The 24,321-nt window shown below is 71.6% G+C and carries 20 protein-coding genes and 1 pseudogene; 7 read left to right on the top strand and 14 right to left on the bottom strand.

Going from position 1 to position 24,321, the window contains the following annotated elements; translation table 11 throughout:
* Positions 1–34: 34 nt before the first annotated feature.
* Positions 35–1,495 (bottom strand): MFS transporter, encoded by a 1,461-nt coding sequence (locus tag JNO44_RS02050; RefSeq protein ID WP_240167373.1) that lies wholly within the window; start codon positions 1,493–1,495, stop codon positions 35–37.
* 287 nt (positions 1,496–1,782) lie between these two features.
* Here JNO44_RS02050 and JNO44_RS02045 point away from each other — a divergent pair, with 287 nt between their 5' ends.
* On the top strand, positions 1,783–3,012 hold the full coding sequence (locus JNO44_RS02045; RefSeq protein ID WP_205360811.1) for an FAD-dependent oxidoreductase: 1,230 nt from the start codon (positions 1,783–1,785) through the stop codon (positions 3,010–3,012).
* A 57-nt stretch (positions 3,013–3,069) separates the two neighbouring features.
* Here JNO44_RS02045 and JNO44_RS02040 read toward each other — a convergent pair whose 3' ends face one another.
* From JNO44_RS02040 to JNO44_RS02015, 6 genes and pseudogenes are all read right to left on the bottom strand, one after another.
* Positions 3,070–3,744, bottom strand: a complete 675-nt coding sequence (locus tag JNO44_RS02040; protein ID WP_205360809.1) for a TetR/AcrR family transcriptional regulator — start codon at positions 3,742–3,744, stop codon at positions 3,070–3,072.
* 93 nt (positions 3,745–3,837) lie between these two features.
* Positions 3,838–4,338: an NUDIX domain-containing protein gene (locus JNO44_RS02035; RefSeq protein ID WP_205360807.1), complete on the bottom strand. Its 501-nt coding sequence runs from the start codon at positions 4,336–4,338 to the stop codon at positions 3,838–3,840.
* A 40-nt stretch (positions 4,339–4,378) separates the two neighbouring features.
* Positions 4,379–4,747, bottom strand: a complete 369-nt coding sequence (locus JNO44_RS02030) for a VOC family protein (RefSeq protein ID WP_205360805.1) — start codon at positions 4,745–4,747, stop codon at positions 4,379–4,381.
* A 906-nt stretch (positions 4,748–5,653) separates the two neighbouring features.
* Positions 5,654–6,310, bottom strand: a complete 657-nt coding sequence (locus JNO44_RS02025; protein ID WP_205360803.1) for a TetR/AcrR family transcriptional regulator — start codon at positions 6,308–6,310, stop codon at positions 5,654–5,656.
* Between the two features lie 79 nt (positions 6,311–6,389).
* A pseudogene (locus JNO44_RS42945) lies at positions 6,390–6,764 on the bottom strand (3-hydroxyacyl-CoA dehydrogenase family protein); the annotation flags it as partial.
* Positions 6,765–6,970: 206 nt separating this feature from the next.
* Positions 6,971–7,381 carry an ArsR/SmtB family transcription factor gene (locus JNO44_RS02015; RefSeq protein WP_205360801.1) on the bottom strand — a complete coding sequence of 137 codons (411 nt, stop codon included), beginning with the start codon at positions 7,379–7,381 and terminating at the stop codon, positions 6,971–6,973.
* 162 nt (positions 7,382–7,543) lie between these two features.
* Here JNO44_RS02015 and JNO44_RS02010 point away from each other — a divergent pair, with 162 nt between their 5' ends.
* The 3 genes from JNO44_RS02010 to JNO44_RS02000 all read left to right on the top strand — a co-directional run bounded on the left by JNO44_RS02010 (position 7,544) and on the right by JNO44_RS02000 (position 9,994).
* Complete coding sequence (locus JNO44_RS02010; protein ID WP_205360800.1) at positions 7,544–8,542, top strand: zinc-dependent alcohol dehydrogenase family protein; 999 nt, start codon at positions 7,544–7,546, stop codon at positions 8,540–8,542.
* 179 nt (positions 8,543–8,721) lie between these two features.
* A complete protein-coding gene (locus JNO44_RS02005; RefSeq protein ID WP_205360799.1) occupies positions 8,722–9,546 on the top strand; it encodes an LLM class F420-dependent oxidoreductase in 825 nt (274 codons plus the stop codon).
* 16 nt (positions 9,547–9,562) lie between these two features.
* The gene (locus JNO44_RS02000) at positions 9,563–9,994 is read left to right on the top strand and encodes a TIGR03668 family PPOX class F420-dependent oxidoreductase (protein ID WP_420882605.1); all 432 of its coding nucleotides are present in this window, start codon (positions 9,563–9,565) and stop codon (positions 9,992–9,994) included.
* A gap of 54 nt (positions 9,995–10,048) precedes the next feature.
* On the opposite strand, the gene JNO44_RS01995 is transcribed toward JNO44_RS02000, so the two are convergent.
* The 7 genes from JNO44_RS01995 to JNO44_RS01965 all read right to left on the bottom strand — a co-directional run bounded on the left by JNO44_RS01995 (position 10,049) and on the right by JNO44_RS01965 (position 18,966).
* A complete protein-coding gene (locus tag JNO44_RS01995) occupies positions 10,049–11,215 on the bottom strand; it encodes an MFS transporter (protein WP_205369335.1) in 1,167 nt (388 codons plus the stop codon).
* Positions 11,216–11,325: 110 nt separating this feature from the next.
* Entirely contained in the window at positions 11,326–12,795 is a 1,470-nt protein-coding gene (locus JNO44_RS01990) for a GMC family oxidoreductase (RefSeq protein WP_205360794.1), read from the bottom strand.
* Positions 12,782–13,147, bottom strand: coding sequence for a hypothetical protein (locus JNO44_RS01985; protein WP_205360793.1), 366 nt, complete (start codon positions 13,145–13,147; stop codon positions 12,782–12,784). The genes JNO44_RS01990 and JNO44_RS01985 overlap by 14 nt, the downstream gene beginning before the upstream one ends.
* The gene (locus JNO44_RS01980) at positions 13,147–14,580 is read right to left on the bottom strand and encodes an aspartate aminotransferase family protein (RefSeq protein ID WP_205360792.1); all 1,434 of its coding nucleotides are present in this window, start codon (positions 14,578–14,580) and stop codon (positions 13,147–13,149) included. Before JNO44_RS01980 ends, JNO44_RS01985 begins: the two co-directional genes overlap by 1 nt.
* Positions 14,573–15,976: an NAD(P)/FAD-dependent oxidoreductase gene (locus JNO44_RS01975; protein WP_205360791.1), complete on the bottom strand. Its 1,404-nt coding sequence runs from the start codon at positions 15,974–15,976 to the stop codon at positions 14,573–14,575. Before JNO44_RS01975 ends, JNO44_RS01980 begins: the two co-directional genes overlap by 8 nt.
* The gene (locus JNO44_RS01970) at positions 15,973–16,941 is read right to left on the bottom strand and encodes a glycosyltransferase family 2 protein (protein WP_205360790.1); all 969 of its coding nucleotides are present in this window, start codon (positions 16,939–16,941) and stop codon (positions 15,973–15,975) included. The genes JNO44_RS01975 and JNO44_RS01970 overlap by 4 nt, the downstream gene beginning before the upstream one ends.
* 771 nt (positions 16,942–17,712) lie before the next feature.
* A complete protein-coding gene (locus tag JNO44_RS01965) occupies positions 17,713–18,966 on the bottom strand; it encodes a helix-turn-helix domain-containing protein (RefSeq protein WP_205360788.1) in 1,254 nt (417 codons plus the stop codon).
* 622 nt (positions 18,967–19,588) lie between these two features.
* On the opposite strand from JNO44_RS01965, the gene JNO44_RS01960 reads away from it, so the two are divergent.
* The 3 genes from JNO44_RS01960 (at position 19,589) to JNO44_RS01950 (ending at position 24,320) form a co-directional block, all read left to right on the top strand.
* Positions 19,589–20,479, top strand: a complete 891-nt coding sequence (locus JNO44_RS01960; protein WP_205360787.1) for a UTP--glucose-1-phosphate uridylyltransferase — start codon at positions 19,589–19,591, stop codon at positions 20,477–20,479.
* 755 nt (positions 20,480–21,234) lie between these two features.
* On the top strand, positions 21,235–22,752 hold the full coding sequence (locus JNO44_RS01955; protein WP_420882735.1) for a hypothetical protein: 1,518 nt from the start codon (positions 21,235–21,237) through the stop codon (positions 22,750–22,752).
* Positions 22,749–24,320, top strand: coding sequence for a vWA domain-containing protein (locus tag JNO44_RS01950; protein WP_240167372.1), 1,572 nt, complete (start codon positions 22,749–22,751; stop codon positions 24,318–24,320). Before JNO44_RS01955 ends, JNO44_RS01950 begins: the two co-directional genes overlap by 4 nt.
* Position 24,321: the final 1 nt, after the last annotated feature.

Below are 24,321 nucleotides of genomic sequence, written 5' to 3'. Positions count from 1 at the left end.
GCGGACCGCCAAGGGCCCGCCTGCGGACGGTGGATCAGCGTCCGGCCCGGCGCGGCCGGAGCGTGTCGGAGGCGTTGCCGTCGGCGGCAGGAGGGCGGCCGATGCGGTGCAACGAGCGGTCGCCGACGCTGACGACGAGGAACACGGCGGCGACGGCGAACAACAGCCAACTGAGGTGGTGCAGCCCGTCTGTGGTGGCGCCGTGTCGGAAGAACGCGGCATTGGCGGCGGAAGCGGCCAGCGCGCCGAGGTACATGAAGGTACGCAGCAGCCCGGCCGACGAGCCCATCCGGGCCGGATCCGCCTGGGCGTACAGGGTGTTCTGGTTGGCCAGGCCGTTGAGGCCCTGCGGGATGCCGATGACGGCGCCGATGAGCGCCAGCAACCACAGCGGGCTCGATCCGTCCGCGAGCAACAGAGCCGCACAGCCGACGAGTTGGACCACCGATCCGACGACGAGCTTGCCGCGCACCGCGGCGCGCCGCCCGGTGATCGCGGTGATGGCCACGGCCGCCGCCGACATCGGCAACAGCACCAGCCCGGCCGACTGGGCGCTGAGCGACCGCCCCTCCTCCAGCCACTGGCTGTAGCCGTACAGGAAGGCGTAGGCCGTGGTGTAGGCCAGCAGTTGACGCCCGTAGGTGGCCAGCAGCGGAGCATTGCCGCGCAGCACCCGCAGGTCGATGAAGGGCTCGGACGTGCGCAGTTCCCGCAGGGCGAAGGCGAGGCCCGCCGCCAGGCCGATCAGCGGCAGGTACCAGCTGGCGGCCCGCGGATCCATCAGGAACAGCATGAAGGCGGTCAGGGTGAGCGCGAAGAGAGCCATCCCGGCGACGTCCGTGCGCTGCGCCGCCTGCACGTCGGCAGTCTCCTTCAGGTCGGCCGACCGCGGTAGGTACCGTGCGCCCAGAGCCAGACAGGCCACGGACAACGGCACGTTGATGCCGAAGATCAGGTGCCAGCCGCCCGCGGCGATCAGCAGCCCGCCCAGGGTCGGGCCGATCACGGCGATGACCTGTCCGCAGACCGACAGGGCGGCAAGGATGCCGCTGGGGCTGCGCAGGCCCGTCCGGTCGGACTCGGCGCGCAGCAGGAACATCGACGCCGGATAGGCCGCGGACGTCCCGAATCCCAGCAACACCCGGGACAGGACCAGCACCCACAGGTTCGGGGCGAACACGCCCAACAAGCCGGCCAGGCCCACCAGCGCGGTGCCCGTCAGATACAACAGGCGCGGTCCGTAGGAGTCCACCAGGCGCCCGATCACCGGTTGTCCGACGGCGGTGGCCAGGTACAACGCCGAGACCAGCCAGGCGGTTTGTGAGGGCGGGGCGCCGAATGCCTGCCCGATCGGGATCAGGGCCACGGCGAGCATGGACGAGTTGATCGGATTCAGGATCGAGCCCAGGATCATCGGCGCGATCAACTGCCGCCGGAAGCCGTCGGGGTCCGTGGCGTGCCGCGCCGCGCGTATGCGCGAGGAGAGCCGCGTCATGTCTGGGCCCCCTGGGGCCGTGCGGCCGGTTCGGCGCGGAGGCGATCGATGCTCTCGCTCATGTTCTGCACGCTAAATATATTCAACCTGGACTGTCAATATTTACTTGATCAATTGCGGTTGATGAGGGCGCGCGCGGCGACGGATGTCGACGGGGGTGGGGTGGGGGTGGGGGCGGCCTTGGGTTGATCGAGACAAAAAGTGAATCAGTTGCACTTTCTCATTCGTTGCACCTAGTGTGGAAGTGCGGGTGACCCGCACCTCGGAGCAAGGGAAAGGGCCCAACCATGACGACCAGCCCCCGCATCGCGATCATCGGTGGCGGACCGGCCGGACTGCTCTGCGCACGCGTCCTCCAGGGACACGGCATCGAGCCGACCGTCTACGACGCGGACACCGCGGTGGACTCCCGGGACCCGGGAGGCACGCTCGACCTGCACGCCGACGCCGGTCAGATAGCTCTCGAAGACGCCGGCCTGATGGATGCCTTCACCGCGCTGGCGCGCACCGAAGGGCAGGGCAAGAGCCGCCGAGACCACCGCGGCACCGTCCTCGCCGAGTTCGTCCCCGCCGAGGACGACACGGCCGCGCCCGAGATCGACCGCGGCCAACTGCGGGCGATGCTCCACGACCACCTGCGGCCGGGAACCGTCCGGTGGGGACACCGGCTCCTCCGGGTCGCGCCGCTCGGCGGCGGGGTGCACCGCCTGGAGTTCGCCAACGGCGTCAGCGCGGAGGCGGACCTCGTCATCGGCGCCGACGGTGCCTGGTCCCGGGTGCGCCCCCTGCTCACCGACGCGGCGCCGCGGTACCTGGGCGTCGCCTTCCTGGACGCCAGGTTCGACGACGTCGATACCCGACACCCCGAGATCGCGGCGATCGTCGGCGACGGGCACATGTTCGCCAACGACAACGACGGCCGCGCGGTGATCGTCCAGCGCAACAGCAACGGCGTGGTCCGCGGCTACGTGGCGTTCCGCGCCGAGCCCGACTGGCACGACAAGGCCGGCCTGGACCTCACCGACCGCGCGGCCGTCCGCCCCCACCTCCTGCAGGAGTTCGCCCACTGGTCCGCGGAGATGCGCCCGCTGCTCGTCGACAACGACGGCGACTACGTCCCCCGCTCCTTCTGGGCCCTGCCCGCTCCGCTGACCTGGGACCCCGTCCCCGGCGTCACCCTGATCGGCGACGCCGCCCACCTCATGGCCCCTTTCGGCGGCCATGGGACGAACCTCGCCCTGCTCGACGGCGCGGAACTCGCCCACGCCCTTGCCGAAGAAGCCACGATCGACGATGCGCTCGCACGCTACGAGGCGACGATGTTCCGGCGCTCCGGAGAGCTGGCCGTGGGCGCCAACGAAGGACTCAGGCGGTTCTTCGCCACCACCTCGCCGGACGCGCCGCACCTGCCGCCGGACCATGCCCGGGAACACCGCACCTACGAGGCCGGGGCGGCGGAATACCGACGCCGACGGGCCGAGGGCGAGCGCGCGGCGGGCACCGGCGGCGTCGCGTAGCGACTGGCGACGGGGCGCGGAGCCCCGGTGCGAGGTCGGAAAGCCGAACGACCCGGCTCAGCCCTCGGCGCGGTGAGCGTTCCCGGCGTTCCCGGTGTTCTCTGCGTTCGCGGTGTTCTCCGCGGACGTGCCGTCACCGGCTGCCGGCCAGCCGTGTTCGAGCAGGTCGAAGGCCCGGTTGACGGCGGCTTCGGGGTCGGGGCTGTCGTGGCCGAGGTCGCGGGCCGCCAGGGCGAAGTGGGCGAGCGCCCGGCAGATCGGGTCGTCGGCGGGCGCGCCGATCTCGTCGGCGATCGCCGCGGCCAGCTCGATCTCGTGCTGCATCCACATGCGGCGGGAGTAGGCGCGCAGCGCCGGGGTGGCGTCGACGAGTTCCAGCAGCTGGGTGAAGCGCGGGTCGGCGTGCTCGCCCTTGGGGATCCGGGAGCGCAGGACGTGGTCGCGCAGGGCGCGGGGCACGGACTGCCCGGCCGGGCGCTCCCGCACAGCAGCCAGCAGGGCCGCCTTGAGCTCGTCGCCCTCGTCGAAGACCAGCGCCTCCTTGCTCGGAAAGTGCTTGAACAGCGTGGTGGTGGAGACGTCGGCGGCATCGGCGACGTCCCGGATGCCCACCTGGTCGTAGCCATGTTCCGCGAAGAGCCGCAGGGCGGCATCGGCCAGTGCCTGGCGGGTGGCGGCCTTCTTGCGCTCGCGCCGTCCCAGTGGTGGGCGCTCGCCCGCGGTCTCGGTCATGGCGCCATCATACGAGCGGGGTGACCGGGGCAAAGAGTTGCACGGTTCAACCCACTGCCGGGCTGTCCTGCGCCTCACTCCGGACCGTCGCCCTCACAACCCGAGGACGCGCGGCTCGCGGGGAACGCCCGATTCGAGCAGGGCCCGCAACGGTGTGGCGAGATCGCGTGGGGAGAACAGGTCCGGACCGCGACAGGCGACGATCTCCTCCGGAGTCCACCACTTCGCTCCGCTGATGTGCTCCGCCGCGCGTTCTTCCTCGCTCAGGGTGCCGCGCGGCGCGAACCAGGCGGTGCGGACCAGGAAGTAGTCGTTGACCACGCCGTCATAGCCGGGCGCGTAATCGGGGCCCAGGACTTCCTGGTGCCAGACATGCGGTGGTTCGACGAGGTCCCTTTCCCACTCCAGGCCCACCTCCTCGCGCAGTTCGCGACGCAGCGCGGACAGTGGCCCTTCGTGCCGCTCGACCCTGCCGCCGGGGGCGGCCCAGACCGTCGTCCCCGTCTCCGGCAGCAGGTGTCCGCACAGCAGGAGACGGTCGGCGTCGTCGAGGACGAGAGCGCGGACCGAGTGACGCAGTTTCAGCGGCGGCATCGGACAACACCCATCCCTTGCTCCTCGGTCGGAAACCCGGTCAGTCGTGCGCGGTGTCGATGACGCAGAAGATGTTGCCGTCGGGGTCGGCGAGCACGATGAAGTCGGCGTCGTCCGGATAGCTGTCCCAGTCGACGCGTCGGGCGCCCAGCGACACCAGTCGCTCCACCTCGGCGGCCTGATCGGCGGCGTCCCCGGCGTACAGGTCGAGGTGGATCCGCGGGCGTTCCTGGACCGGCGACCTGCTGAGGCCGAGTGACAGCTGTACGCCGGCCCCTTCCTTCGGTACCAGGACGACCCAGTCGTCTTCCATCTCCTCGCGCGGGACGTATCCCAGGGCGGCCGTCCAGAACGCGGCCGCACGGGGCACGTCAGCGACACCCAACACCACGGATCCGACTCTCAGCATGGGGTGATGATGCCGTACGGCGACGCTTCTCGGTACCGGGCGTGCGCCTGGCGTCCCCATTCCCACGACCGCGCCGTGGGGAACCCCAGGAGTCCCAGGGTCCCCGGGCGGCGTCAGTCGACCAATCTGTCGTCCACGTCCATGGTGGGTCGAGCGGTGACCCGAACCATGGGGCCAGACCTAGCGGTTCTGTGCCCACCACACCGCGAGGCCGATGACCGCGGTGCCGCACGCGTACGAAGCACCGCGCAAGAAGTTCGTGGCAACGAGCCGACCGTAGCGGCGCCATGGGTTCCGGAAGCGGGTGGATGTCTGCGGACGGCCCTCCATTGTCTGCATTGGGAGCCCCTCTCGTGCACGCGGAGAACAGCGACGGTTCCACACGGGGAGCCCCGATCGGGCGGCGTCGGTCGCCGGACCTCCTCGCCCGGGCTCCCTTGCGTTGAGTAAAAGCTTACGAGGTTGTGCGCTTGTGAACGCGTCGTGTTGCCCGGCGCGTCCCCAGGGAATTTCGTCGAATGGTGGCGAAAGATCGTCGTGGGGGCTGCTGGAGGCGGCTCGGGGGCGCGTCGAGGGTGCCTGAGAGTGCCTGAGAGCGCCTGGGGGCGCGGCAGTCGCGCCGGGTGCGGCCGTGAGCGTGAGTGTGGCGCGGCCAACCTCGCTGGTTCCAGGGGGACTTGAAAGTCCATGTGGGGAACCGTGACGCAGCGCCGCGGGTCGCTCCTTCCCAACTGTGCTGGAGGGGCACGTCGGTCGGGGCGCCGGCCGGTCGTCCGCGGCGCGCGCACTGTCGCCGCGCCGCGACCATCGGCGAGGCCCTCGCGGACGGCGGACGGTGGGCATCCGGCAGCGGTGCCTGTGCGCCTAGTTCTTCCCCCTCTTTCTCCTCTTAACCTTTTGCGTCTTCTATCCCTTTTGCTCGTCCCTGTCTTGGGGTTCCGTGGGCTCGTCGGGTGCCGCGGTGGAGTGGGCGGGCCGGGTGAGGGCGTGGATGACCTGCGGGACCAGGTCGTGGGTGTGGTGTGCGGTGCCGTGGATGAGCCGCTGCGCGGTCAGGCCCTCGAAGAGGGCGACGAGCAGGCGGGTCAGGTCCGCGACGGGGACGGCCGGCGCCTCGCCGCTCCGGGCGAGCGCCGCCGTCAGCACGTCCGTCAGGCCCTGGTTGAGGCGTTCCTCGTGGGTCGCGAGTTCCTGGGCGACGGCGGGGTTGCGCGCCGCATGCAGGGTGAACTCCATGGAGACCAGGAACCATTGCCGTTCTTGGTGAGTGCGACCCGCTATGCGCTCCTGGAGCTGGACGAGCGGGTGCTTGCCCTGCTCGGGATGGGCCGCCGCGTCCGCGAGCTCCGCCAGCAGCCGGTCGGTGTGGCTGTCGTAGAGGGTGAGGAAGAGCTCTTCCTTGTCGCAGTAGTTGGAGTAGAAGGCGCCGCGGGTCAGACCTGCGCGTTCGACGATGTCGCTGATCGAGGTGGCGTGGAAGCCCTTCTCGGTGAACAGGGCCCAGGCGCTCTCGGTGAGGGCGGCGCGGGTGAGCGGGCGACGCTTGGTCGGTGACTTGGGCACGGCGGGGTCCTTCGGTGCTGCCCGCGGGGGCGGCAGTCGATCGAGGTCGGTCCTGCTGAGCGTAGTCGTCGTAGAAGCCGCGCCCGGTCTTCACTCCCAGGTGTCCGGCGTCGACATAGCGCTGGAGCAGCTCGCGCGGGCCGGTGGGCAGGGCGGGGTTCTCTGCCGCGTAGTGGTTCTCGATGTCCAGGACGACGTCGAGGCCGACGCGGTCCATCGCGCGGAACGGGCCGGCGGTCAGGCCGGTGTTGATGCGCCACATCGCGTCGACATCCTGGGGCGTGGGCACGCCCTCGGCGACGACGGCCAGGGACTCCCGCTTGATGGCGGCCCAGATGCGGTTGAAGGCGAAGCCGGTGCTCTCGCGGTGGGCCTCGAAGGGGAAGACCCCATAGTGCGGCAGCTCCCGCAGGAGCAGATCCAGGACGACGCGGTCGGTGCGTCCGCTGGACATCAGGTCGACGGCCGGCTGCCGGGGCGGCATGTAGAAGTGCATGTTGAGTGCGCGCTCGGGGTGGGCCACGTCACCGATCTCACGCTGGCGCCCGCGCGTCCGGTCCGCGACCATCTCGCCCGTCGAGCGGGTGGGGGTGCCGAGGTGTCGGCCCGAACTCCCTTGATGGGGGAGGGGGTTCGGGGTCGGTGCGGGGGTGTGGGGCGTTATGTCGAGCGTTCCACTCGTGGCCGGGGTGTGGTGTCGGTGTGGCTGCCGCCCCAGCCGTCGTTGCCGTCGTCCGCGCCGTCGCGCTGTGCCAGCAGGGCGGGGAGGAATCCGGGGAAGGCGCGGTCGAATTCCTCCAGGCGCAAGGTGTTCATGCGCGAGGTGCCGGCGTAGTACTGGCGGATGAGGCCGGCCTCGCGGAGCACGTGGAAGTGGTGGGTGGCGGTGGACTTGCTGACCGGGAGGTCGAAGGAGCCGCAGGCGGAGTCGCGGTGGTTGGCGTGGAGCTGGCGGACGATGCTGCGGCGTACGGGGTCGACCAGCGCCTCCAGCACCCGCTGGAGAGTGACGGTGGTGATGTCCGGGTGCGGCGGGGTGCGATCCCTGCCGGCTCGCTCTGCTGCCGTCATTGCCTGGTGACCTCCCGCGCACATGGTACGACATCGATCAAACTTTGATCATCATCAAGGTTTGATGGTCGTCGAAGTTTGACAGGCATCGTACTTTGGGCTTGAGTGGGGCTCGGCGACGCGACCAGGCGCCGCCCTTACGGAGCGGAAGGACGATCTGCCATGGCCAGAACGGTGCGGTTCCACGAAGTCGGCGGGCCCGAGGTGCTGCGGCTGGAGGACGTGGAGGTCGGCGAACCCGGCCCCGACGAGGTGGCCATCCGGGTCGAGGCGATCGGCCTCAACCGCGCCGAGGTGATGTTCCGCAGCGGCCAGTACATCGAACCCGTCAAGCAGTTCCCCACCGGGCTCGGCTCGGAGGCCGCGGGGGTGATCGACGCCGTCGGCGCGCACGTGACCGGATTCGAGATCGGCGCGCCGGTCAGCGTGGTGCCGGCGTTCTCGATGAACGACTACGGCGTCTACGGGGAGCGTGTGATAGTCCCCGCTGCCGCGGTGGTGCATCGCCCCGAGGGGCTCGACGCCGTCGCGGGCGCGGCGGTGTGGATGCCGTACCTGACGTCGTACGGCGCCCTGGTGGAGGTCGGCGCACTGCGCGCCGGGGACACGGTCGTGATCACCGCGGCCTCCAGCAGCGTGGGCCTGGCCGCGATCCAGACCGCCCTGCGCGTCGGGGCGATGCCGATCGCCACCACCCGTACCGCGGCCAAGAAGGACGCCCTGCTCGCGGCGGGCGCGGCGCACGTGGTCGTCACCGAGGAGGAGGACGTGGTGGCGCGCGTGCTCGACCTGACCGGCGGCCGGGGCGCCGAGCTCGTCTTCGACGCGATCGCCGGTCCCGGCGTACTGGAACTGGCCAAGGCGGTTGCGGCCGGCGGCACGCTGATGGAATACGGCGTGCTGAGCGGTGAGCCGACCCCCTACCCGGGTTTCGCCCTCGGGATGCCCGCTCTGAACATGCGCACCTACACCCTCTTCGAGACCACCGGCGACCCGCAACGGCTGCGCCGGGGCGAGGCGTTCGTCGCCTCCGGCCTGCGCTCGGGGGCGTTCCGGCCCGTCGTGGACCGGGTCTTCGACCTGGACGAGATCGTCGAGGCGCACCGCTACATGGAGGCGGGGACCCAGGTCGGCAAGATCGTCGTCCGGGTCGACCAGTAAGGGACCGGACCGGGGGGAGCGTGTCGCCGGTGCCCGACGGGGGAGTGGTCGGCGTCCCGGCGGGGCCCGTGCGGTGATCGCCCGGTTGGCGGGACGGATTGTTGGGCCGCGGTCGGTCGGGGTACCTCGCCTGGGGTTGCCGACCGCGCACCCGAGACACCGGAAGCGAAGGAGCCGCTGTGAAGTTCGGTGTATCGACCTTCCTCACCGACCAGGGCATCGCGCCGGCCGCGCTGGGGCGTGCCGCGGAAGAACGGGGCTTCGACTCCCTGTTCATCGCCGAGCACACCCACATCCCGGTGGACCGCCGCACGCCGTACCCGCGCGGCGGGGAACTGCCCGAGATGTACTACCGCACCCTCGATCCGTTCGTCGCGCTCGCCTCGGTCGCCTCGGTCACCGAGCGGCTCCTGCTGGGCACCGGCATCGCGCTGGTGGCCCAGCGGGACCCGCTCGTCACGGCCAAGGAAGTGGCGTCGCTGGACCTGGTCTCCGGCGGGCGGGCGGTCTTCGGCGTCGGTGTCGGCTGGAACAAGGAGGAGATGGCCAACCACGGCACGGACCCCCGGACCAGGGGCCGTCTGGTGGACGAGCGGCTGCGGGCCATCCGGGAACTGTGGACGCGGGAAAAGGCCGAGTTCCACGGGGAGTTCGTGGACTTCGATCCCGTCTACTCCTGGCCCAAGCCGGTCCGGCGACCGCACCCGCCGATCTACGTGGGCGGTGGCGAGGGCGCCTTCCACCGGGTGGCCGCGCTCGGCGACGCCTGGTTGGCCATCAGCGCCTCGCCCGAGGAACTGGGGCCGCAGATCGAGCGGCTGCGGAGCCTCGCCGACCGGGACGTGCCGGTGACCGTCTACGCGGTGCCGCCGGAGCCGGAGGTCGTCGAGCGGTACGTACGGCTGGGTGTGGAACGGGCCCTGTTCTACCTGCCGACGGTGCCGGAGGCCGAGACGCTGGCGCACCTCGACCGGTTCGCCGAGGTCGCCGGGCGCTTCCGGTGAGTCGGACGGGGCAGCGGTGCCGGCGATGACCGGCGGGCGGGCCCGGGAGCGCTTCGCGGCGGCCCGGGTCGCCCGTCTGGCCACCGTCGACGACCTGGGCCGTCCCCATCTCGTGCCGGTGGTCTTCGCGGTGACCGGCGACACCCTCGCCTTCGCCGTGGATCACAAGCCCAAGCGGACCACCGAGCTCAAGCGGCTGGCCAACATCAGCCGCCGCCCCGGGGTCTGCCTGCTCGCCGACGCCTACGACGAGGACTGGGACCGCCTGTGGTGGGCACGGGCGGACGGTACGGCCACCGTGCTGCCGCCGGCCGACGCCTCGGAGGTGTCCGCGGGGTATGTGCGGCTGCTGATGGAGAAGTACCACTCGCAGTACGCCGGTCGCCGGCCGGCCGGACCCGTGGTGGCGGTGGCGGTGGCCCGCTGGTCCGGCTGGCAGGCCACATGAGGAGGCCGGGCCGGGCGATGAACCACCCCGGCCCGGCCGTTGGGTGACGGTACGTCAGCGCATCGCGCGGGACTCCGCCGGGCGGCGGGTCCTGCGGTGGATGCCGACCGCCGCGGCGAGGCAGAGCACGGCGATCGCGCAGAGCACCAGCGGGACGGCCCGGACGCCGGCCACCTGGATCACCCCGCCCAGCGCGGGCCCCGCCGCGACGCCCCCGACCATCGACGCGGCGATGACATAGGCACCGGCGCGGCGCGCGGTGGGCACCGTACGGGTCAACCAGGGCAGTCCGGTGGGGAAGATCGGGGCGATGAACAGGCCGACGCCCGCGTACATATAAGGAGCCAGCGCCGGCACCGCGGCGGCGGCCAGGCAGACCGCCATGCCGGCGCAGCTGACCATGATGATCGCGGCCTCGGAGTAGCGGAGCGTGAGGGGGACGACCAGGAACCGACCCACCGTCATCATCAGCCAGTACACCGAGGTGGCGGAGGCGGCGAAGCCCGCGCCGAAGCCGACCGTCTCCAGGTGGGTCGGCTCCCAGCCGCCCACCCCGGCCTCGACGCCGACATGCAGGACGTAGAGCGTCACGAACGCCGCCATCAGCCAGGCCAGCGAACGGCCCAGGGGAGCGGACACCGCCCCGCCGTCGCCGGCGGAGTCGGCGGGCCGGGGCGGGTCGGTGTTGCTGACGCCCTTGAGGAAGAGCAGCAGCAGCGCCGACAGCACACCGAACGCGCCGAAGACGAACGGGTACCGATCCGGGCCGACGGCGCCGATGACGATCGGACCGCCGACCGCCCCGATGCCGAAGAAGGCATTGAGGACGTTGAGCATCGCCGTGCTGCGCCGGCCGAATCCCACCGCGAAGAGCTGGTTGAGGCCGTAGTCGATGCCGCCGAAGCCGAGTCCGGCGCCCAGCGCGGCGGCCAGCGCCACCGGCCAGGACGGGGCCAGCGCGAAGCCTGCGGTACCGACCGCCATCAGCAGGTACGAGGCTCCCAACAGGGCGCGGTTGCCGACTCTGCCGTGCACGCGGTTGAAGGCGAGCACCCCGCACACGCCGCCGATGAAGTGGGCGCTCAGGCCGAGCCCGGCCGCCGCCGGGGTGAGGCCGAAGGAGGTGCGCAACGCGGGGATGGCGGGCCCGTAGAAGGACTGCAGCGCACCGATCAGCGCGAAGCCCGCACAGGACGCCACCAGCGCCACGGTGCTGAACATCCGGAACTCGGGGGCGTGCGGGGGCAGTGGGGCGGTGTCGGTGTGCCGTCCGTCGCGGTTCCTCTTGTCGGCGGTTCCGGTTGCCGGGAGCTCGCTCATCGGGCCTTTCCTCAAGGGTTGTTGAACCGGGACACGATCTCATGGGCGAACGCCATGATCGTGCCCTGTGGACTGATTCCCGTCACGCCGGGGAGCACGCTGGCGTCGCACACCCGCAGGCCCCGGAAACCGTGCGGGCGGCCGTCGGCGTCGCACACTCCACCGCGGTCGGCCGTCCCCATCGCGGCCGAGGCCATGCCGTGCACCGAGACCAGTTCCCAGTCCCGCGGACGCACCCGGCGGCAGAACTCCTCGGCGTCGGCGGGCGAGTGCAGCGCGGGGGCCGCGGCCACCGGCGGCGTCAGCTCGGTCGCGCCCGCCGCGAACAGCAACGCGGCGCCCTTGCGGAAGGCGTCGCACAGCGCGCCGTGGTCCACCGCGGTCATCGCGTGGCGCAGCAGCAGACCGCCGCCGGGGACGGCGCGTACCGCGGCGGTCCCGTGCAGCCGCACCTGCGTGGTGAAGACACCCAGGTGATCGAAGTCGGCCAGAAGGCGTCGAGTGTCCGGGGCCGGCCGGCCGGCGAGCGCCGCGGCCAGGCTGCCGCGGGAGACATTGGCCGGCATGATCAGCACGCCCTGGTCGCCGAACTCCTTCAGCTGCGCGGTGAAGATGGTGCCGCGGTCGGCGTGCACCGGCTCCGGGAAACGGGCGATGGTCCGCAGGTTGACGTGCAGGGAAAGCCGACGGCCCGCGGCGCGGTGCTGGATCCGGCTGCGCTGGAGCAGCGCGGGGGTGCCCAGCGGACCGGCCGCCAGGAACACCGCACGGGTCCGGTAGACGGTCCGGGCGCCGTCCGGGCCGACGGTCAGCACCCCGCGGGCGGTGCGCCCGTCGTGCAGCACGCGCACCACCCGGGTGCCCGGGCGGATCTCCGCGCCCAACGCCTCGGCCCGCGGCAGATAGCTGACGGTCATGCTCTGCTTGGCGCCGCTGGTGCAGCCGGTCGTGCAGCGGTTGCGGTGCAGACAGTCGCGCACCGCGCGGTCGGCGTGCTGCCAGCCCCACGACAGCCGTTCCGCGCCGGCCGCCAGGAGCTGCGAGTCTCGGTTGCCCGCACCGTGCCGCTGGGTGAGGACGCCCAGGCGGGTGGTCACCGTCTTGAGGTGGACCTCCAGGTCCTGCGCCCGGTAGCCGTCGATGCCCGACTGCGCCGCCCAGCGGGCCAGGAGGTGGGGCGGCGGCTCCCACAGCAGCCCCCCGTTGACCAGGGTCGTCCCGCCGACGCAGCGGCCCTCGCCGTATGCGATGGTGGGGGTGCCGAAGATCGGGGTCAGGCCCCCGTTGCGGTAGAGGCGGCGCATGTTGCCGGCCTGGCTGGCCGCGGCGAGGTCGGCCGTGCCCGCCCGGGGGCCCTCCTCCAGAACGGTCACCTGCCGCCCCGCGGCGGCCAGTTCGAGCGCCGCGACGCTCCCGCCGGCCCCCGAGCCGACCACCACCACGTCCGTCTCGACGATCCGTCCCCGCCTACCGGTGCGCATGGGCGCCACCTCGTTCCTCCTCGTCCGCCCGGCCGTCGAGCGCGCCCAACAGGGCCAGTGCGGTGCTGGCCCGGACGACCTCGGCGAAGCCGGGCAGGGCGGCCACGGACCGCATGCCCCGCCGGCCCTCCTCGGCCGACGCGGCGCGCAGCGAGCGCCGCGCGGCGACCCGGAAGGCCAGCGGCAGCAGCCGCAGCGCGGTCGCGAACCCGGCGCGGTAGGGCGCCGGCAGGGTCGCCAGCGTGCCCAGGACGTGGGCCTCGGCCGCCGCCAGGGCGCCCGGCTCGCGCAACCAGGGGTACTGGCGCTGCCAGTAGGCCCGCAGGCCGCTGGCGTGCAGAGCGGCCCGCATCAGCGCACCGCCTTCGCCGCGGAGACCTTCTCCCGCACGAAGTCGGTCAGCAGCCGGCGCACCCCACGGCTCAGCACGTCGTCCAGGGCGCGCAGGAAGATCTGGACCTCCTCCTCGCCCGCCACCAGCGGCGGCGAGACGATCAGCGCGATGCGCTGGTTGGAGCCGAAGAACGTCAGGATGTTGTGGTCCCGGTAGAGGGCGGCGATCACCGCCCCGGTCAGCAACTTGGCTGTGACCTGCGGGTCCTTGGCCAGCGAGAGCGGGATCAGGTCCCGCACCGCCTTGGGCAGCGTCGGCCCCTGCCGCAGGTACACGCCGTGCAGGGCGCCCCGGCCGGCCACCGAGGCCACCAGTCCGGAGTGGCGCGCGGCGAGGTCGGCCAGGCCCGCCGACAGCAGCTCGCCCAGTTTCCGGGCACGCCCGGGGAAGTCCTCCTCCACCGCGACCGAGACCGCCGCCAGCGCCGTCGCGGTCTCCTCGCCGAAGCCGTAGTAGGTGGTGCTGTGCAGCGTGGCGTCGCCGAGGTTGTCGTAGGCGCGGCGGAAGACCGGCTCGCGGGTGACGTAGCCGGAGATGGAGGACTTGCCGCCGCCGAACGACTTCGACGTGGTCAGGACGTCGGGAACCAATCCGGGGTGCCGCATGAAGTGGAAGAGTTCGCCGGTCTTGCCCCAGCCCGTGTAGACCTCGTCGAAGATCAGGACGATGTCCTGTTCGGTGCAGATGCGGCGGACCTCGTACAGGAAGTCGGCCGGGCACTCGCGCAGGCTGGAGGCGCTGAACGGCTCCAGCACCACGGCGTAGACGTCGCTGCGGCCCTGGCTGTCGGCGTGCCGTTCCAGGGCCAGTTGGAAGGAGTCCAGGTCGGCGTAGGCGAAGGAGTCGGTGCCCGGGATCTGCGGGAAGTCGAAGTGGATCTCGGGGGAGGCGGTGAGACTGCCGGCCCCCATCAGCTTGCCGTGGAAGGCGATGTCGGTGTGCAGTACGGTCCCGCGGCGGCCGGCGTGGTACTTGTACGCCATCTTGACCGCGCCCTCGACGGCCTCGGCACCGGAGTTGGGGAAGTACGAGATGTTCAGGTCGCCTGGCAGCAGCGCGGCCAGGTTGTGGCTGAGGGCGGCGACGTAGGGCGAGAAGTAGTTCTTGTGGACCTCCATGCGGCGCTGCCGGCGGTAGCGGTCCCGGGCGGCCAGCACCCTGGGGTGGTTGTGACCGTGGTTGAGGACGCCCACGCCGCCCGTGAAGTCCAGGATGTCGCGGCCGTCACGCAGCCGGATCCAGGCACCCTCCGCGCTCTCCACCAGGTCGCGACCGAAGCCGAAGGTGCCGATCAGCGAGACCTGGCTGCGGCTGACGTACTTGCCGTACAGGTCGTGGACCTGCTCGATGCTCAGGCGCTCGGCCTGGTCGAGGGTGAGCAGTTCAGGCACGGGCGTTCTCCTCGTCGTGAAGCGCCGCACCGGTGCGCAGCCGGTCGGCGATCAGCCGGCCGGCCTTGCGGCCCTCGCGTACGGCGTAGTTGGTGCCGCGGTCCTCGGGGAAGACCTGGGCCATGCTCGACAGGTACAGGCCGGGCAGCCGGGTCTGCAGCGCAGGCATGGACCGGCGGTAGCCGGGGGTGATCACCGGCTGGGCGTACTCGGCCCGCCAGACGTGGTGGTCGTCGATCCAGCTGCGCTCGAAGCCGGGGAACATGGTCCGCAGGTGCGGGAGGCTGTACTCCAGCACCTGCTCGTCGCTCATCCGGTACAGCTCGGCGTCGACCGGCAGGTACTTCGACAGGTAGACGATGTGCTTGCCGCCGTAGCGCCCCGGCGCGTCCATGTTGGTGTGCTCGATGACGCCCACGTAGGGGAAGGACGGGTCGTTGACGTTGAGCCAGTAGGTGTCGGACAGCGGTCGGTTGTTCTCCAGCACCAGGCAGACGTTGGCCAGGTACTGGACGCCGCGCAGCTGCCGGACGAGGGCGGGGACGGCGGGGTGCGGCGCGGCCTCGGCCTCCGGGGCGACCGGGTCCAGCAGGGCCGCGGCCTGCTCGGGGGCGACGGTCACCAGCACATGGGGTGCGGTCAGCAGTTCGCCGGCTTCGGTGCGGACGCCGGTGACGCGATTGCCGTCGGTGGTCAGCGACCGGACGGCGGTGCCGGTGCGGATCTCCACGCCGAGTTCGGTGAGCCGCTTGTGCAGCGCGTTCACCAGGGTCTCGCTGCCGCCCCGGAGGTAGTACAGCGTCTCGCTGCCCGACTTGGTGCGGCTGCCGCCGCGCAGATGGAGCTTGGTCCACATCCAGGTGGCGCCGACCTGCTCGGCGTACTGGCCGAACTTCCCCTCCAGCAGCGGCCGCCACACCACGTCGTAGACCTTGCGCCCGCCCAGGGAGATCAACCACTCCTTGGCGGTGCGGTTCTCCAGCTCCCGCCAGTCCTTGACGCGCTGGGCGCGCAGGGCGAGCAGGCCCAGGCGTAACCGGTCGGGAAGCGAGAGGGGGGCGAAGCGCAGCAGATCCAGGGGCTGGGAGAGGCGGTAGATGGAGTTGGCGTAGTACATGCCGGTGCGGGTCAGGTGCGGTTCGACCGCGCCGGAGATGCCCAGTTCGGCGCAGAGGTCGAGGATCTCGGTGTCGGAGGCGAACCAGTGGTGGTAGAAGCGCTCGATCCGCCGGCCGCCGCCGACGTCGAAGCTGCCGGCCAGGCCGCCGAGTTCGGTCTCCTTCTCCAGGACCTGGACGCGGTGGCCCCGCTCGGCCAGTTCCAGGGCGGCGGACAGGCCGGTGAAGCCGCCGCCGACGACGAGGGCGTCCGCGGGGGCGGCGGGGTGCGTGCTCATGCGTACTCCTCGACGAGCTTCGGGGCGGGATCCGTGGGCCGGGCGGTGCTGCGGATGCGTTCCAGGACGAGATAGGGCGGGCGCCCCTGCACCTGGCGGAAGACACTGATCAGGTACTCGCCCAGCACGCCGCAGACCAGCGACTGCACGCCGAACGCGGCCAGTTGGGCGGATCGGCGCGGGTTCTGCCAGGCCACGCCGACGCCCACCGCCGCGGAGAGGGAGGCCACGCCCAGGTAGGTGGGGAGGCGGAGCGGCAGCGCGGCGCCGCCGGCCATCAGGCCGCTTCGGGACAGCGCCAGCATCTTGCGCAGCGTGTACTTGGTCTCGCCGGCGCCCCGGGCGTCCCGCTCGTAGCGGATGCTGGTCTCCGGGAAGCCGGTCCAGCTGATGGCGCCGCGCAGGAACAGCTCGCTCTCCCCGAGGTTGCCGACGAAGTCGACGACCTTGCGGTCCAGGAGCCGGAAGTCCCCGGTGTCCAGGGCGACCGGCTGCTGGGTCAGGCTCGCCAGCAGCCGGTAGTAGGTGTATGCGGTGGCCTTCTTGAACACCGTCTCGCCCTGTCGGTGGCTGCGTCGGGCGGAGACCACCGACCAGCCCTTGAGCCACTGTTCGACCATACGCGGGATGAGTTCGGGCGGGTCCTGCAGATCGGCGTCGATCAGGACGACGGCGTCCCCGTCCGCCTCGCGCAGGCCGGCCAGGCACGCCGCCTGGTGGCCGAAGTTGCGGCTGAAGCGGACCGCGCGGGCGGTCGGCGTCTCGCCGGTCAGTTTCTCGATCAGCTGCCAGGTCCGGTCGGTGCTGCCGTCGTCCACGTAGACGATCTCGTGCGGGAGGTCGCGCACCGCGCGGGAGAGGCGCCGGTGCGTCCGCTCCAGCACCTCCTCCTCGTTGAAGCAGGGCAGGACGATGCTGACGAGATAGGGGCGCGGAGGCCCTTCGTGCGGAACGGGAGTGGCCATGGGAACCCTCCTGAAGGGGGAAAGCCGACAGGTGCGGTAGGTACTACGGCGGGCGGGACAGGCCCGGACAGCGGACCCGTTGTTCCGGATGGGGACGAGCAGCGCGGCGCCGACCGTCTGCGGTGGTAACCGGGTTTCGGCGGACAGTGGTTGATCAGGGGGCGACCGACCGGCGGACGCGGCGGAGCAGGGCCGACCGATGCCGCGATGACCGCGGCGGTGGGCCCGACGGGCGGGAGACGAGCAGCAGATCGAGCACCGGGATGACGCGGTGGGGCGGCGGACTGCCCGTCAGGGCGTCGAGGGCGAGCGCGCGGCGCGGCCGCCGCGGCCCGGGCGTGCGAACCGAGGGCGGTGCGGCCGGGCGGATGCCTCCTGTTCGGCTGATCGCTGCACCATGTCGGGTCCTCTCCGTGTCCCCGGTCCCGTGGCAGCCCGAAGTCCGGTGTGGGAGTGGGTGAGGGTGCGCTGCCAGACGGCGCTTCCGGAGCTGGAGCCAAGGTGCCGAGTCATCCTCCGAGCGCTTGGCAATATGTTGCCAGGATGGGCGCAAAATTGGCAAGGGTGAACGGAGTGAAGTGATCGGCTCGCCTTGGGCATCGCTCAATTCCCGTGGAATAGGCGGGTGGTGAGCCGAGAGGGGAGGACTGAGGATGTGGCAACTTTGTTGACAAGGGAGGCGAAGGCCATGCCGGCGCGGGCGGCCGTCCGTGGCTTCGCAGGGGCCCGCCGTCGGGCGGGCCGGCTCGAAACCCGGACGGCCGCCCGCGGTTACTTCTTGGCGGCGCTGCGGCCGCGACGCACCGGCCGGTCCCGGTGCACGTCCTCCAGGGCCTCGGCGAGAATGCGCCAGATCTCGGCCGCCAGGTCGATGTTGGACTCCTGCCGGGCCTCCTCGCCCAGCTCCTTGAGCCGGCGGATGGCCTCCTCCTCGCGGCCCTCCCGCAGCATCAGCCGACAGTCGAGGATGTGCAGCCGGATCCGGTCGCGATAGGACAGCCGCAGGTCATGGCCGCTGAGCTCGTCGTACGCCGCCCGGGCCGCGGCGAACCGCCCCTCCTCGAAGGCGAGATGTGTCTGCAGGGTCAACAGTTCCTGGCACAGCACGGGCGTGCCGACCAGTGACAGGGCGCCGGCCGCCGCCTCCAGGTACTCCCGGCAGTGCGACGTGCGCGGTGGCGTGATCTGGAGGCACAGCGAGGCCGCGGCCAGCCGCAGCCGCAACCACAGCGTCAGATCGACACGGCTCTCCAACTCCTGCATGGCGCGTTCCAGATAGGTCATGGCGACTTCGTGGTCGCCCTGCCGGAAGCGCACGGTGGCGACCGACCACAGGGCTTCGGCGGCCAGGACTCCGGACCGGCCCTCCATGAGTTCGGCGAGTTCGTCGGCGTGCGCCCGCGCGTCCGGCAGCCGGCCCGCCTCGGCCTCCACCGACACCAGCGTCAGCAGGGCGCCTCCGGTGTCGGACACCGACAACCGGGCGTTCTTGGCCAGTCGGTGGGCGTCCACCGCGATGCTGATGGCCCGGCTGACCTCGCCCGTCGACCGCAACGACCGGGCCAGGTGGGAGCGGGCGCGGCACTGCAGCTCGGGCAGGGCCTGTTCGTCGGCGATCCGCACCAGCTCTTCCAGGCACGTCTGTTCCTCGCCGCGCTCGCCGCGCTGCCGCCAGTGGACGGACGCCAGCCACAGGGCCTGCCAGCGCAGTATGGCGTCCTCTCCGTCGGCCCGTTCGAGCACGGCGATCAGGTTCTCCGTCGCCTCGTCGCTGTCGGAGGACATCGCCAGGCTCAGTGCCTGGGCGAGCGAGCCGCTGTGCGGGGCCTCTTCGAACGCGGCGGGCTCGACCCCGAGTTGCCTGGCGAGATAGGTGATCACCCGGTCCGTGGGCTGCCGGGCGCCGGATTCCAGACGCGACAGATACCCGGTGGAGATCTCCTCCCCCGCGAGCGCGGACTGCGAGAGACCCCGCTCCGCCCGCAACGCCTTCAGGCGCCGTCCGAAAGCCGGCTGTTCCCTCATATGAATCCCACTATTCAGCTCGGTTGAGAAGTGAGGCCACCCGACCGCCCCAACTCGCCCGAGCGGGCAAAAAGCTGTCCGTTTGTTGCCCGAAGTTTAATGAGGCGCTGCCTGCCCGGGCAAGCCTATTGCCAAACGTGGAGCGGCTCGTTCTAGCAATATCCGGATACTTGGAAGCGCGAATTTGCCAACCTGTTGGCAAACATTGCCAAAGTGTCGGGGTGCTCGATACGTTGTCTGCGATTCAACTGTCGGGATCGCGACATCCCCGGCCATCTGCGTCTTCATCCCTGGAGAAGGAATGTCCCAGCGCGCCCGCACGTTATCCGGTACCGTCCTTTTCGCCCTGCCCGCCTCCCCGCTCGCCGGCTCGACGGACTGGGACATTGACTGGCCACTTCACCAGGGGACCGTCGTCTCCGTACACGGCAGCACGCCATGGATCGACCGGTCGTGACGGCGGTGGTCGCCGGAGTTGCCATCAGTTGGCAAGCGGGTGACAGCTGTGTCGGCGTTGTCGGGCGTCCCGACCCGTGACACGGCGCTCCGCTGTGCCCGAGCACACCCTTCGCCACCCCGCTCCAGCGGCGGCCGGCTCCGCAGTCCTGAACCTGGAGACCGCATGCAGCCACTCAGCAAGGTCGTCATTCCCGTGGCCGGTCACGGAACCCGCCTGCTCCCGGCGACGAAGGCGACCCCGAAGGAAATGCTGCCCGTCGTCGACAGACCCGTTCTGCAGTACCTCGTCGAGGAAGCCGCCGCCGCGGGACTGCACGACGTCCTCCTGATCACCGGGCGCAACAAGCGGCCGATCGAGGACCACTTCGACCGCAACGCCGAACTGGAACAGGTCCTCCGCCGCAACGGCGACCGCGACCTGCTGGCCGAACTCCAACGCCCCGAGGGACTGGCCGCCGTCCACTACCTCAGGCAAGGCACCCCCCGAGGAGTCGGCCACGCCGTCCTCCGCGCCGAACAGCACATCGGCGACGAACCCTTCGCGGTCCTTCTCGGCGACGACCTCATCGACGCCGGCAGCCCCCTGCTGCCGGACATGATCAAGGTCCAGCAGCGGCACGGCGGCTGCGTCCTCGCCCTCACGCCCGCCGCACCGCACGAGATCTCCGCCCACGGCTGCGCGGCCACCCGCCCCGCCCGCACCGACGGCACCCTCCCCATCACCGACCTCATGGAGGGGCCGCGGCCGGACGAGGCCGCCGGCAGCTACGCCGTGATCGGCCGCTATGTGCTGCCCCCGGAGGTGTTCGAGGTTCTCCGAGCCACCCCACCGGGCCGCGGTGGAGAGCTCCAACTCACCGACGCCCTGGCCACCTTGGCGCGACAGGGCACACCGGTGCACGGCGTGCTGCACACCGGACGCCGCTTCGACACCGGCGACCCGGAGAACCACCTGCGCACCGCCATCCAGTTCGCCTGCGAACGCCCCGACATCGGCCCCACCCTCCGCAGGTGGCTCGAACACTACGTACGCCACGAGATGCCGCGCGGCTGACCGCCACCCACCTCGCCGCCACGACGCTCCTGCCGCCGACGGCAACAACCGGCGCCGCCACCCGGCGAAGTGACGGGCCCACACCGCCGAGGCGTCCCGGAGCACGGGAACACAGCGGGGCGCACCACTCGACGGTGCGCCCCGCTGCCCTGCTCCGCCGCAGGTCACGGCCGCTGGGACCGGGCGTTGTCAGTGGTCGTAAGTATGTTCATCCGTGTCCCGCCGATGTGGCGTGGAGCCCCGCCGTTCCGGCGTGGATTCCCCTTTGGTGCGAAGGAGACGGTGCGTTGTCAGCGTGGGAGAGGTCGAGCACGGCGCGGGTGATTCCGCCCGCCCGACCACGGAAGCTCGCCAAGGTCCCGTTCGTCGAGCTGGCCGACGGACGCTTGCAGGGCGTGGTGTCCAGCGGCTCGGACATCGAGCGCGTCTATGTCTCGTCCATCGCCGTCGGTACCCATGCGTACGCCTGCAGCACCAACAACAACCGGCCCTGCGGCGGCGCCCGGGGCTCGTTCTGCAACCACCTGCGCGCCCTGATCAACGAGGCGGTGCTGCAGTACGGCGCCGAGCGCGTCGCCCGCTACTTGAAGGTCGAGGGCGCCGCCGGCGAGCCGACCGCACAGACCCTGGCCGCAGCCCTGACCGCGGCACGCCCGCCCCGCGGGGACACCACCGCAGCGGCACCCGTCTTCAGCCGGTTCCTGCGCCACCTGGCCTACCTGGAACTCGCCCCGAGCACCGGCCCGTTGCCGGACATGCAGTGGTTCCCGCCGACCAGGGCGGCGGTGACCGGGCCGCCCCCGGGCGAGCCCGGTGCGGGTGCCGAGGAGCACGCCGATGCGTTCGCCGAAGCCCCCGCCGGGCTCGACGAAGCCCTCGCGGCCGTCGACGCCTTCGACCAGGTACTCGTCGCCGGCCTGCTCCGCCCCCAGCCCGCCCAGGCCGCCGGCCTCACGGAGCTCGCCCACGCGGTGGCGGGCACGCCGCTGACCGCCAGGGTCGCCGAGGCGGCGGAGAAGGCGGCGGCCGGCACCGCGAGCGAGGACCACTTCCTCGCCCTCGCCGCGGCCCGCACCGCCCTGCTCGGCTCCGTCCACGACGCCCTGACAGCCCAGTTGGGGGAGACGACCGGACGCCCCCGCGCCGAAGCGGCCGCACCGGCCCCCGAGGGCGGGCAGCAGCCGACGAACCTGCTCGCCGCAGCCCGCTCCTGGCTGTCCGACCTGGCGCGCGCCGGGTGGCAGGGCATTGACCACGACCTGGTCTCCGCGGCGGCACCCGTCGTCTCCGCACTGCTTCCGGACCCTGCCCTGCGTCGCCTGGCGACCCTCCTCGACGGCTTCGCCGCCGAACTCGCCGCATCCTGCCCCGGCGCGTCCCTGGACCGCATCCCCGAACGCCGGTGGGCCGACCTGTGGTCGCGAGCACTGCTGCTGACGGTGCCCGGTGCCGCCGACGCGCCGGTCACCGACACGGCCACCGGCCGCCTGCTGCCCCTGGGCATCGACGTACAGGAACACGCGACCGCCGTACAGGCCCAGGTCCACGCGGTGTTCGAGCCCGCCGACGGCACCGCGCCCCGCCTGGTGCGCGCCGGCGTGTCGGCGCCCAAGCCCGACACGGTCGTCGGAGCCGGCCTCTGGCAGCTGCTCCGCCCCCACATGTCGCTCCTGGCGGCCGTCGGCGAAGGCCGTGCCATGGAGCTCTCCGACATGCCGATCACCCCGGAGGGCGACCTGCTCTGGAGCGACGAACACGCCCGCCAGAGCGAGCCAGCCGACACCTTCACCACCGCCCGCGTCGCCCTGCCCACCGCCACCGACCCCGCGATCGCGCCCCTGGACCGGCACCCGGCGCGCATCGCCGTCCCGGTCTTCCTGGAGGGCTACACGGCCCACCAGGCCGACGCGGAGGGCAAGGGCGGCGAGCCGGACGAGGACGATAAGGGTGCCACCCACGATGCCGCGCTGACCTTCACCGTCGCCGGACGCCCACTGGTCGTCGACACCGACCGCCTACCGACCGCCGGTCCGCTCACCCCCGATGCCGTCGCGTCGTCCGCCGCCTGCATCGGACTGCTCCGCTGGGATGCCGGTGCCTTCATCGTCCAACCCCTGGCCGTCGAGCGGACCGTCCGCAAGAAGACGGTCGCCCTGCATGCCGGCGGATGGGTCGGCGGCACGACCGACAAGGCCGGCGTCAAGGCGGAGAAAACCGCCACCGACGCCGTGGCCGTACTGCGCGAGCGCGCGGGAAGGCTGTTGCGGAAATGACGGACCGGACCACCGCGCAACCGGCCGAACCCGAGCAGGCCCCCGGGCCGTCCGAGCGCGCGACCACGCATTCCCTCCCGGCCCACCCGGCCGTGGACCCGCACGACAACCGCCGGCAGGTGCTGTACTGGCGGCTCCTCGCCCGCCTCTTCGACCCCGAGGAGCAGGCCGCGCTGGAATCGGCGAGCCTCGCCGTCGTCAAGGACATCGGCCTGCCGCCCGCCCTGTTGGACCCCAAGACCTCGGTCGACTCGGTCGTGCAGCGCCACCCGGAACTGGCCGCGGAGTTGGACGGGCTGATGGCCCCGGATCCCACCGAAGCCGAAGCCGAAGCCGAAGTCGAAGCCGAAGTCGAAGCCGACGACTGTGACTGTGACTGTGACGGAGACGGTGACTGTGACGGTGACGACGCACGCGACCGGGCTGCCGAAGTGCGCCGCGCCGCGCTGGTGTCGAAGGTGCTGCTCAATGTCTTCACTACCGGATCCGGCGCGGTCAGCGCCGGAGAGCTGGCCCGTTGGCAGTCCGACGCGGGCTGGCTGGAGCGCGCACTCGGCTGTGCACCCGGCGACCTGCGCGGCGGTCGCGCCGGGGGAGGGGCCGGCGCCGCAGGGCCGGGCGTCAGCCCGACCGGCACCGGCGGTCGCGGCACCGCCCCCGATCTCAGCCGGCTGATCCCGGCGATCGGCCCGGAGCTGGGCGCCATCGAGGCCGACCTCGTCAAGCGGATGCGCCTGCGCGAGGTGCTGGCCGATCCCCGGCTCGCCGCGCAGCTGACCCCCAGCATGTCGCTGATCGAGCAGCTGCTGCAGGACAAGAACAACCTCTCGGGCGTGGCCCTGGCCAACGCCAAGGACCTGATCCGCCGGTTCGTCGACGAGGTCGCCGAAGTGCTGCGCACCCAGGTGGAGAAGGCCGCCGTGGGGGCGTTGGACCGCTCCGTCCCGCCCAAGCGCGTGTTCCGCAACCTCGACCTCGACCGGACGATCTGGAAGAACCTCACCAACTGGAGCCCGGAGGAGGAGCGGCTGTACGTCGACCGCCTCTACTACCGGCACACCGCCCGCAAGACGACACCACAGCGGCTGATCGTCGTCGTGGACCAGTCGGGCTCGATGGTCGACTCGATGGTGAACTGCACCATCCTGGCCTCGATCTTCGCCGGGTTGCCGAAGGTCGACGTCCACCTGATCGCGTACGACACCCAGGCGCTCGACCTCACGCCATGGGTGCACGACCCCTTCGAGACCCTGCTGCGCACCAACCTCGGGGGCGGCACCGACGGCACGGTCGCCATGGCGCTGGCCCAGCCGAAGATCGCCGAGCCCCGCAACACCGTCGTGGTGTGGATCTCCGACTTCTACGAATGGCAGTCCGAGCCGCTGTTCGAGAGCATGGCCGCCATCCACCGCTCGGGAGCCAAGTTCATCCCGGTCGGCTCGGTGACCAGCTCCGGCCGCGGCAGCGTCAATCCGTGGTTCCGTGAGCACTTCAAGGATCTCGGCACACCGGTGATATCCGGTCACATCCGCAAGCTCGTCCACGAACTCAAGACGTTCCTCACGTAGG

The organism is Streptomyces noursei, from assembly GCF_016917755.1.
Taxonomy (GTDB): domain Bacteria; phylum Actinomycetota; class Actinomycetes; order Streptomycetales; family Streptomycetaceae; genus Streptomyces; species Streptomyces yunnanensis.
Note: the sequence above shows the minus strand (reverse complement) of the source record. Positions and strands in the feature narration are given on the sequence as shown.